Genomic DNA, 9,989 nt, shown 5'->3' with positions numbered 1-9,989 from the left:
GTGGGGGGTGGGGGGCGGTGGGCCCCCCCCCCACCAGCCTGGCGTCTTCGTGTCGGTGGTGCTCATCGCGGTCAGCCGCATGCTGTCGACGCCGTACCAGATGCAGGCCACGGCCATGATCGCCCGAGCGGTTCCCGGCGACGTCCGCGGACAGGTTTCCGGCGTGACGTCCACCGCGCTGGTCGAAGTGCAGAGCCTCGGGATCATGATCGCCGGTGCGGTCGCCCAGCTTGCCGGGACCGCGCCCACGATCGGCATCGCCGCCCTAGTGGGCGTGTGGCTTGCCGGCGCCGGGATCAGCTGGCGTGGCTTCGCGCCGCCAGCTGATGCCGACGCGGCCTACCCATCGCTTGGTCATCCCGTGATCAAGCGGTCTTCACCGGATATGCCGATCCTATGCGGTCGCCCTGCCACGATAGAGCCGCCCAGCGCAGGTCGCCGGTAGGCACGGAGCGGCTCGCGGCACAGTGGCGCCGAATCGATTTCTCAGAGTTCTCTCGGCGATCGAGTCGCACTCGATCATCGGGAGAAAACAAGGGAGGAACAATGAAAACAATCGCTATGCTCGGATTGCCGCGGTGCTCGCGACGGCAGGTGTGGGGATGACGGCGGGAACCGCGGGTGCCACGGTGCTGGACCCGGGCTGTGCTCGCACGGTCTTGAACCGTGCGTCGTCCACGTCGCTCAATTCTGTCACGGTATACAATCGATGCAGCGGCACGATCGTCACTGTACGGTTGCATGTATTCGCTGGCTCGACCTTGGATGTCACTGATCCCGTCGCCTACAACGTTCCTGCGGGCGCTAATCGGAGAGCTTCGTTCAGCCCGCCTGCCTATGTCGCCAAAGGCGTACTTGTCTGTGGGGAATGGAAAGGCGCTCCTGGCAGTCGGGACTGTATTGTCATGTAGCTGATCGTGGCGGAGAGAATTGCTCGCACATTGCGGGCAATCCTCTCCGCATCTTCGTCTGGCGCGGCAGGTTCGCCGTCTCGGCGAGGATCTTCGGGTCGCCAGCCGGGGCAGAACTGAGCTGATCGAACGCGGCCGTCCCCTCCGTCGGCGCGGGCGGTGGTCTGCGCGCCAACGGCTGACGTCGGCACGGCTCGCGGTCAGCGGGACCGGCGCGGGAACTGTCGGACCCCCGGATTATCGTTCCCGGCGTGACATTTTCGGGATTCGGAGAGCACTCCGTCGAGTTCTACGACGGGCTCCTTGCGGACAACACCAAGGCCTACTGGGAGGACAACCTCGCGGTCTACCAGTCGGACGTGCGTGCCCCGATGGAGGCGCTGCTGGCCGAGCTGGCCGTCGAGTTCGGCGAGGGCTTCGGCTCGGGCAAGGTGTTCCGCCCCTACCGTGACGTCCGGTTCGCTGCCGACAAGACGCCGTACAAGACCCAGTGCGGCGCGGTCATCGAACAGGGCCGGGGCGGCGGGGCGTACTACGTCGAGCTCGGGCCTGCCGGTTTGCGGGCCGGTGGCGGCTGTTTCCACCTCGCGACCGACCAGCTGGCCCGGTTCCGCCGGGCGGTCGACACCGAGATCCACGGCGTGGAGCTGGAGAAGATCCTCGTCAAGGTCAAGCGGGCGGGCTGGGAGATCGCGGGCGACCGGCTGAAGACCAAACCGCGTGGGTACACAGAAGACCATCCGCGCATCGAGCTGCTGAAGCACCGGTCGCTCTACACGGTACAGGTGTGGGAGCCGGACGACACGCTGCACGAGCGCGCCTGCCTCGACCGGGTGCGCAAGGCGTGGCGGCAGGTCCGCGCGTTCAACCAGTGGGCGCGGGACCACGTCGGCCCGAGCGAGCAGCCCCGCCGTTGAGAAAAGGTTTCGGGACAGCGCCGACGCCCGGCTCGGTCCGGAGCCGGAAATCCGGTGCGGCACCAGGTCTTTCGCACCGGATCCTCGGCGTTGCCCGGCCTCCTAGCTCAACCACAGTTCATCGAAGATCTCCTCCTGATCCGGTCGGAGTCGAGGTTCCGACCACCGCCAGCCTTCGGTATCTCCCGGCGGCGAAACCACGTTCTGAGGTGGACTTTGCCCTGACGGAGATCGAAGGGTGTCCGACCGGCCTCAGGTCGGCGCGAGGTCTTGCGTGAACGACACAGTCCGCGGCGCGGACAGCCTGTCTATATCGGACAGCGGCGGGACGAGTGCGGTGCTGGGCGGCCACCCGCACGGGTGACGGCGAGCAGACGGTCGAAGCCGAGCACCCGGCCGTCCGGCACGGGCGCGGGGACCTCGTGCCGAGGGCCGGAGGGGGCCCGAATCGGCTGAGTAACCGGGGCCGTGCAGGCGGTAACCAGCCCGAAGTGAGCACGAACAAGCCCGTGACCAGCCGGATAACTGCTGAAACGGATACGGTGGTTACTCGATACTGGACCAATTTCTGAACATGTACTTGAACTTTCGGTATCGGTACAGACGAGCTCAAGAAGAAGGTCTACGCTATGTGAACGTGAGCCGACGCGCGAAGATCGTTTGTACCCTGGGCCCCGCCACCGCGACCCCGGAGAAGATGCGGGCACTCGTAGACGCCGGAATGGACGTCGCGAGAATGAACTTCAGCCACGGGAGCCATGGCGACCACAAGCAGGTCTACGACCTCGTCCGCCACGCGGCGGCCGAGTCGGGCCGTGCCGTGGGCATCCTGGCCGACCTGCAGGGCCCGAAGATCCGCCTGGGCACCTTCGCCGGTGGCCCCGTCGAGTGGAACAACGGCGACATCGTCCGGATCACCGTCGAGGACGTAGCCGGTACCCACGACCGGGTCTCCACCACCTACAAGGGACTGGCCAACGACGCCAAGCCCGGCGACCGCCTGCTCGTCGACGACGGCAAGGTCGGGCTCGTCGTGCAGCGGGTCGAGGGCCCCGACGTCGTCTGCGAGGTCACCGAGGGCGGCCCGGTCAGCAACAACAAGGGCGTTTCCCTGCCCGGTATGGACGTTTCCGTGCCCGCGATGTCCGAAAAGGACATCGAGGACCTCGAGTTCGCGCTCGAGCTGGGCGTGGACTTCATCGCGCTGTCCTTTGTGCGCTCACCCGCCGACATCGACCTGGTCCACCAGGTGATGGACCGCGTCGGCAAGGGCCGCCTGCCGGTGGTCGCGAAGATCGAGAAGCCCGAGGCCGTCTACAACCTCGAAGCCATCGTGCTGGCCTTCGACGCGATCATGGTCGCCCGCGGTGACCTCGGCGTCGAGCTGCCGCTGGAGCAGGTCCCGCTGGTGCAGAAGCGCGCCATCCAGATCTGCCGCGAGAACGCGAAGCCGGTCATCGTCGCGACGCAGATGCTCGAGTCGATGATCAACAACTCCCGCCCGACCCGCGCGGAGGCCTCCGACGTCGCGAACGCGGTGCTCGACGGTGCCGACGCGCTGATGCTCTCCGGTGAGACCAGTGTCGGCCGGTACGCCATCGAGGTCGTCGAGACCATGGGCCGCATCATCGAGGCCGTCGAGACCGACTCCCCGGTGGTCCCGCCGCTGACGCACGTCCCGCGCACCAAGCGGGGCGTCATCTCCTACGGCGCCCGCGACATCGGCGAGCGGCTCAACGCCAAGGCCCTGGTGGCGTTCACTCAGTCCGGTGACACCGTCCGGCGGCTGGCGCGGCTGCACACCCGGCTGCCGCTGCTCGCGTTCACCCCGGAGAGCAGTGTCCGCAGCCAGCTGTCGATGACCTGGGGCACCAACACCCACATCGTGCCGTGGGTGGACACCACCGACCAGATGATCCAGCAGGTCGACCACTCCATGCTGGAGATGGGCAAGTACCAGCGGGGCGACCTCGTGGTGATCGTGGCGGGCTCGCCTCCCGGCACCGTCGGCTCGACGAACCTGATCCACGTCCACCGGCTTGGTGAAGACGACCACGCATAAGGGACGCGGCGGGACCCAGGTAATAGGGTTCCGCCCATGACTGAGATGGCAAGGGAAGCCGCTACCGGCCTCGACACCGACTCCGGTAGCGGCGGGCAGCCCGTGCTGGACCGGCTCATCGCGCTGCTCGACCTCGAGAAGATCGAAGAGAACATCTTCCGTGGGGTTTCCCCGGCGCATTCACCCGTCCGGGTGTTCGGCGGGCAGGTCGCCGGCCAGGCGCTGGTGGCCGCTGGGCGCACCGTGCCGGAGGAGCGCACGGTGCACTCGCTGCACGCGTACTTCATCCGCGGCGGCGACCCGAGCGTGCCGATCATCTACGAGGTCGACCGCACCCGTGACGGGCGCTCGTTCACCACACGCCGGGTGCTCGCGATCCAGCACGGCAAGGCGATCTTCTCGCTTTCGGCATCCTTCCAGAAGCATGAACCGGGCATCGAGCACTCCGAGGACATGCCGGACGTGCCCGGCCCCGAGTCGCTGCCGACGCTGACCGAGCGCGCCGAGGGCTTCGACATCGGCCTGCGCGAGCGGCCGCGCCCGATCGACCTGCGCTACGTCAACGATCCGCCGTGGGTCACCCGGCAGACCGGCGCGCATCCGGCCCGCAACCAGGTCTGGATGCGGGCCGACGGCAAACTGGGCGACGAGCAGCTGCTGCACGTCTGCGTCCTGACCTACGCCTCCGACATGACTCTGCTCGACTCGGTGCTGGCGCGCCACGGGGTCTACTGGGACCTCGACGGGGTGGTCGGCGCGAGCCTCGACCACGCGCTGTGGTTCCACCGGCCGTTCCGCGCGGACGAGTGGTTCCTCTACGACAGCGCCTCGCCCTCGGCCTCCGGGGCGCGGGGCCTCGCCCAAGGGCGGTTCTTCGCCGCCGTCGGCACCCTCATCGCGACTGTGGTCCAAGAGGGCTTGCTGCGAGTTCCGTAACCGAACGCCCAATGGACTACCTAGGGCGTCACTCTTGCGGGTGATTTCAGTGGATTATCGCGGCGATATCGCAAAACATTTGCTGGTGATGGAAAGAAGGCCCGGGACCGATCGGGGGACAATCCCGGGCCTTCCGTCTGTGTGCTGTCGCGAGGCTCCCGTACCGTGGGGCCGGACAACAGCATCCGCACTGGTCGGGGCCATCCCCGCCGGTGCATGATGCCAGGATACAACGGCCATCTGCAAATTGCTCGTCCGTGATCGAACTGCTCCGTCCAGGGGCTTGTCAACGTCTCACCGGGTGCGCTGCCGACTGGTTAGATATGGCACTGGATAATGGTCGTCAAAGCCGATGCTGATCCGGAGGTGCCGTCATGGCGAGGGGTCAAGGGCCCACCGTTCGCCGCCGGAGACTCGCGAGCGAGTTGCGGCGGTTGCGGGAAGCGGCCGAGCTCACGATCGACGAGGTCGGCGAGAAGCTCGAATGCTCCGCCTCCAAGGTGAGCCGGATCGAGACCGGGCACGTCGGCGTCACCCCGCGTGACGCCCGCGACATGCTCGAGCTCTACGGCATCGCCGGCGACGAGCAGGAGGCACTGGTCCAGCTCGCCAGGGAGGCCCGCAAGCGCGGCTGGTGGCATGCCTACAACGAGGTGTTCACCGGGACCTTCGTGGGCCTCGAGGCCGACTCGAGCTCGCTGCGCGCGTTCCAAGCGCTGCTGGTGCCCGGGCTGCTGCAGACCGAGCGCTACACCCGCACGGTGATCAGGGCGATGCGCCCCGACGCCGAAGAGGTCGAGATCAAGCGCCGGGTGGCGGCCAGGATGGCCCGCCAGGAGCTGTTCACCGACCCGTCGCCGCCGGAGTACTGGGCGGTGATCGACGAGGCCGTGCTGCACCGCATGGTCGGTGGCCCCGAGGTGATGGCCGAGCAGCTCTACCGCATGGTCGCCCTCGCCGCCAAACCCAACGTGACCATCCAGATCGTGCCCTTCGGCGCGGGGGCGCACCCGGGGATGGAGGGCCCGTTCCTGATCATGGGCTTCCCCGAGCAGGCGGACGCGGACGTCGTGTACGTGGACAGCACGTCCACCGGCCTCTACCTGGAAGAACCCCAAGACGTCCGGCGATACACGCTGATGTTCGACCACCTGCGAGCCGCGGCGCTGAAGCCGGACGACTCGGTCGAGGTGATCGCCGAGGCGGCAGGCCGGTTCGCCGAACAGGCGGCTTCGCCGGATGCAGTGCACCGACCGTTTCCAGCACAGAGATAAGGAGTGGGGACCATGAAGTCCGACAACGAACTCGTCCATGCCCACTGGCGCAAGAGCAGCTACAGCGGTGGGGGCAACGATTGCGTGGAGATCGCGTTCACCGGTGGGCAGACCGCCGTCCGCGATTCGAAGGACCCCGCGGGGGGAGCGTTCCGCCTGTCCCCCTCGGGTTGGCTCGGGCTGCTGGACGCCGTGCGCGCCGGCGGCCCCGACCGGGGCTGAGGCCTGCCGAAGACGCTGGTTCATCGACCCCTTACTTCCGCCGAGCTGGGAATAGGCGGGAGTAAGGGGTCGATTCACGGCAGGTCTTAGGCGTTCACCCGATGCCGGGGGTGCTCCCTCAGGACGACTCTGACCAATACCAACAGAGAAGTCCGAACCTTAGGGGGACATCGTGCACAGCGATGCTTTGCTCATCGGGGTCATGGCCGAAGTGGCCTACCGCACCGAGGAAATGCACAAGGCAGGCCGGAGCGTCTGGGTGGGCCGGGCTCGCCGGACGCGTCGGCGGCTGCGGGCAGGCAGGTCCGTGGTCGAGGTGCCCGCACAGGAGCGCCGGGAGCTGGGCCGGCTGGCAGCCGGCTCGCGTGAGACCACCCGTTAGAGGCAGTCGATGACGCTGACGGCGAAAACCCTGACGAAATTGTCGGACGGGTAGGCAACAATGCATCTCGTGCCCCGTCTTGGCTCTGGAATCCCGCTCGTCGCCCGCACCCAGGAGATGCGGCAGCTCCGTGCCGCCTTCGCCCGTGCCGAACGGGGCGAAGCCGGCGCGGTGCTGCTCTCCGGGGACGCCGGCGTCGGCAAGACCCGGCTGCTCACCGCGCTCGGTGAGCACGCCGGTTCTCGTGGTGCGCTCATCCTCACCGGCCGGTGTATCGACGTGCGGGACGGCGGCCTGCCGTACCTCCCGTTCGCCGAGGCGCTGGCGCCGCTGGCGGGCTCGGCGGATCCGGTGGTGGCGGGTGCCGTGCGGGTCAGGACGGCGCTGGGCAGGCTGCTGCCGCAGGTCCAGGAGCCGGAGCCGTTCACGGCCGCGGAGCACGGGCAGTCCACCTCCACCGAACGTGAGGCCATGCAACGGCCACGCCCGGAACAGGATCTCGGTCAGCTCCAGCTTTTCGACGCTGTACTGGGGGTGCTGACCGAGATCGCCGAGCAGCGGCCGGTGGTGATCCTGCTGGAGGACCTGCACTGGGGGGACGGTTCGACCAGGAACCTGTTGTCCTTCCTGCTCACCAGGCTGCGGGCCCAGCGGCTGCTGGTGGTGGCCAGCTACCGGGAGGAGGACGTGCATCGGCGTCATCCGCTGCGCGGCCTGCTCGCCGAGCTGGTGCGCCTGGCCACGGTGGAGCGGATCGACCTGCGCCCGTTCGGCGCGGCCGACGGGCGCGCGTTCGTCGAGGCGCTGGCCGAGGAACCGATCTCCGCCGAGACGGTGGCCGGCATCGTGGCCAGGGCCGAGAGCAACCCGTTCTTCGTCGAGGAGCTCCTCGCGTCCTCGGCCGAGTGCCGTGACCTGCCGGCCGGGCTCGCCGAAGTCCTGCTCGCCCGCCTGGAACGGCTCGCCGCGGACACCCGGCGGGTGCTGCGGGTGGTGTCCGTGGCGAACGAGGGGGTGGCGCACGCGGCGCTGACCGAGGTGTCCGGGCTCGGCGAGTTCGAGCTGGACGAGGCGCTGCGCGAGGCCATCCAGCACCACGTCCTGGTGGTGGAGAAGAGTTTCTACGCGTTCCGGCACGCGTTGCTGCAGGAAGCGGTGTACGGCGATCTGCTGCCGGGGGAGCGGACGAGGATGCACGCGGCGTACGCGTCGCGGATCCAGGCCCGCCCGCAGGGGCGCGGCCACGACGCGAAACTCGCGCACCACAGCCTGGAAAGCATGGACTTCGCCACCGCGCTGCCCGCGTTGCTGCGCGCGATGGACGAGGCGGAGAAGCTGGGCGCGCCGGGTGCGGCGCTGCGCCACGTCGAGCAGGCACTGTCCATCTGGGACGCGGTGCCGGAAGCCGGCCGTCCCGAGGACGTCGACGAGCTCAAGCTGCTCCACGAGGCTTCTTATTTCGCGGGCACTTCCGGCGAGCCGGACAGGGCGGTGGCGTATGCCCGCTCGGCGACACAGGCACTGACACCGGACATGTCGGCGGAGCGCGCCGCGCGGGTCTGGCGGCGGCTCTCGGAGGCGGTGCTCTCGCAGGACGGCACGATCGACGAGTCCGTCGAAGCCATCGGCCGTGCGTGGGAGCTGGTGGCCGACACCGGGCCCAGCTCGGTCCGCGCGTGGGTGCTGGCGACCAGGGCGGGCATCCAGCGGGTGATCGACCAGCCGGAGGAGGCGCTGAGCAGCGCGCGGGCGGCGGTGGCCGACGCCAGGGCCGTGGGCGCGGGCGGCGCGGAGGCGTCGGCGCTGGTCACCCTCGGCACGCTCGCGGATTCCGCGGGGGACAAGGAAGAAGCGCGGGAGCGGCTGAACCAGGCGGTGCGCAAAGCGCGGGACGCCAACGCGCTCAACGTCGAGCTGCGCGCGCTGTACTTCCTCGCGCTGAGCTACGACGACCAGGCCGAGCTCGGGGCCGCGATCACGCTCGCGGCCAAGGGCATGCGGCGGGCCGAAGAGTCCGGCCTGACCTGGAGTACCTACGGCCTGGAGATCCGCGCCCGGCACCTGTTGCTGCGCTACCTCAGCGGGGACTGGCCTGGCGAGGACGGCGCGAGCCGCGCGGGGCGTGGTGTGTCGAGCGCGGTCGCGGCTCGCATGCTCGCGGTCTGGGCGCTGATCGTCGTCGCCAGGGGCCGGTTCGAGGAGGCGGGCAAACTGGTGCCCTCCCTGCGTTCCCAGTGGGGCGGCGACGTCCAGATAGCGTTGTCCAGCGGAGACGCGGCCATCCAGCTCGCGCACTGGCGCGGGGACCACACCGCCGCGGTGCGGCACGCGCAGGAGCTCATCGGCTGGCTGGAGGACGTGGAGCCGTCGCTGCTGGGCGGGATCCGGATCGCCACGCTCGGGGTGGCCGCGGCGGCTGCGCTCGCCGCCGACGCCAGGGTCCGCGGCGATCGGGAGAAGCTGGCGGTCGCGACGCTGGCCGGGGAGGAGATGCTCGCGCACGGGCGTCGTTGTGCGCTGCACGGCCTACCGCGATCGGGCTCGCTCGGCCCCGAGGGGCTGGCGTGGCTGGCCCGGCTGGAGGCCACCGCGAGCGGTTTGGCCGGGCAGCCGGACCCGGCCTTGTGGGCCCGCGCGGTCGAGGCGTTCGGGTACGGCGCGATCTACGAGCAGGCCATCTGCCGCTGGCACCACGCGGAGGCGCTGCTGGTCTCGGGCGTCGAGGTCTCCGCGGAGATCGCGGCCGAGGAGCTGCTGGCGGCGCACACAGTCGCCGAGCGGCTGGGCGCGGTGCCGCTGCGCGACGCCGTCCGCGACGTGAGTCACCGAGCCCGCGTCAGCCTGCCGGGAGCGGCTGCCGAGCTACCCCGCCGCGAGGCCGTCGACCGCCTGACCGACCGCGAACGTGACGTACTGGAGCGTGTCGCCCTCGGCCGCACAAACCGTCAGGTGGGTGAAGAGCTCTACATCAGCGAGAAAACGGTCAGCGTCCACCTCTCCCGAGTAATGGCCAAGCTAGGAGCGAGCCGCCGCGCCGAAGCCGTCGCCATCGCCTACGACCGAGGCCTCCTCTCAACCCCAACCCCAACCCCATCCCCCTGACCGAACCCCAGAGCCCTCAACGCGCGCCTTCAGCGACAGCCACCCCGCCCCCGCGCGCGCCATGAACGGACCGTTCACGGCAAAAATCAACGGTGTGCGGAACCGCCAAGACTCAGCCCCAACACGCACCACAGAACCCAGCCACAAGAGTTTCGCCGGGACCACAGGGTCTCCGCCGAGCTC

General features: G+C 69.1%; 8 protein-coding genes. All 8 read left to right on the top strand.

What is annotated here, in order from left to right:
• Positions 1-49 precede the first annotated feature (49 nt).
• The 8 genes from QMK34_RS01295 (at position 50) to QMK34_RS01260 (ending at position 9,806) form a co-directional block, all read left to right on the top strand.
• A complete protein-coding gene (locus QMK34_RS01295) occupies positions 50-445 on the top strand; it encodes a hypothetical protein (protein ID WP_326410373.1) in 396 nt (131 codons plus the stop codon).
• A gap of 717 nt (positions 446-1,162) precedes the next feature.
• Positions 1,163-1,828, top strand: coding sequence for a DUF2461 domain-containing protein (locus tag QMK34_RS01290; RefSeq protein WP_326410370.1), 666 nt, complete (start codon positions 1,163-1,165; stop codon positions 1,826-1,828).
• 637 nt (positions 1,829-2,465) lie between these two features.
• Positions 2,466-3,890 (top strand): pyruvate kinase, encoded by a 1,425-nt coding sequence (pyk, locus tag QMK34_RS01285; RefSeq protein WP_326410368.1) that lies wholly within the window; start codon positions 2,466-2,468, stop codon positions 3,888-3,890.
• Between the two features lie 36 nt (positions 3,891-3,926).
• The gene (locus tag QMK34_RS01280; RefSeq protein ID WP_326410366.1) at positions 3,927-4,826 is read left to right on the top strand and encodes an acyl-CoA thioesterase; all 900 of its coding nucleotides are present in this window, start codon (positions 3,927-3,929) and stop codon (positions 4,824-4,826) included.
• A 374-nt stretch (positions 4,827-5,200) separates the two neighbouring features.
• Positions 5,201-6,100 carry a helix-turn-helix domain-containing protein gene (locus QMK34_RS01275; protein ID WP_326410364.1) on the top strand — a complete coding sequence of 300 codons (900 nt, stop codon included), beginning with the start codon at positions 5,201-5,203 and terminating at the stop codon, positions 6,098-6,100.
• Positions 6,101-6,112: 12 nt separating this feature from the next.
• Positions 6,113-6,322 (top strand): DUF397 domain-containing protein, encoded by a 210-nt coding sequence (locus QMK34_RS01270; protein WP_326410362.1) that lies wholly within the window; start codon positions 6,113-6,115, stop codon positions 6,320-6,322.
• 172 nt (positions 6,323-6,494) lie between these two features.
• Positions 6,495-6,704: a hypothetical protein gene (locus tag QMK34_RS01265; RefSeq protein ID WP_326410360.1), complete on the top strand. Its 210-nt coding sequence runs from the start codon at positions 6,495-6,497 to the stop codon at positions 6,702-6,704.
• 60 nt (positions 6,705-6,764) lie between these two features.
• Positions 6,765-9,806 carry a helix-turn-helix transcriptional regulator gene (locus QMK34_RS01260; RefSeq protein WP_326410358.1) on the top strand — a complete coding sequence of 1,014 codons (3,042 nt, stop codon included), beginning with the start codon at positions 6,765-6,767 and terminating at the stop codon, positions 9,804-9,806.
• Positions 9,807-9,989 lie beyond the last annotated feature (183 nt).

The organism is Amycolatopsis sp. H20-H5 (assembly GCF_035828755.1).
Lineage (GTDB): Bacteria > Actinomycetota > Actinomycetes > Mycobacteriales > Pseudonocardiaceae > Amycolatopsis.
Note: the sequence above shows the minus strand (reverse complement) of the source record. Positions and strands in the feature narration are given on the sequence as shown.

Coding starts and splice junctions, on each gene's coding strand:
- QMK34_RS01280 (WP_326410366.1), top strand. CDS start 3,927: ATGACTGAGATGGCAAGGGAAGCCGCTACCGGCCTCGACACCGACTCC.
- QMK34_RS01270 (WP_326410362.1), top strand. CDS start 6,113: ATGAAGTCCGACAACGAACTCGTCCATGCCCACTGGCGCAAGAGCAGC.
- QMK34_RS01275 (WP_326410364.1), top strand. CDS start 5,201: ATGGCGAGGGGTCAAGGGCCCACCGTTCGCCGCCGGAGACTCGCGAGC.
- QMK34_RS01260 (WP_326410358.1), top strand. CDS start 6,765: ATGCATCTCGTGCCCCGTCTTGGCTCTGGAATCCCGCTCGTCGCCCGC.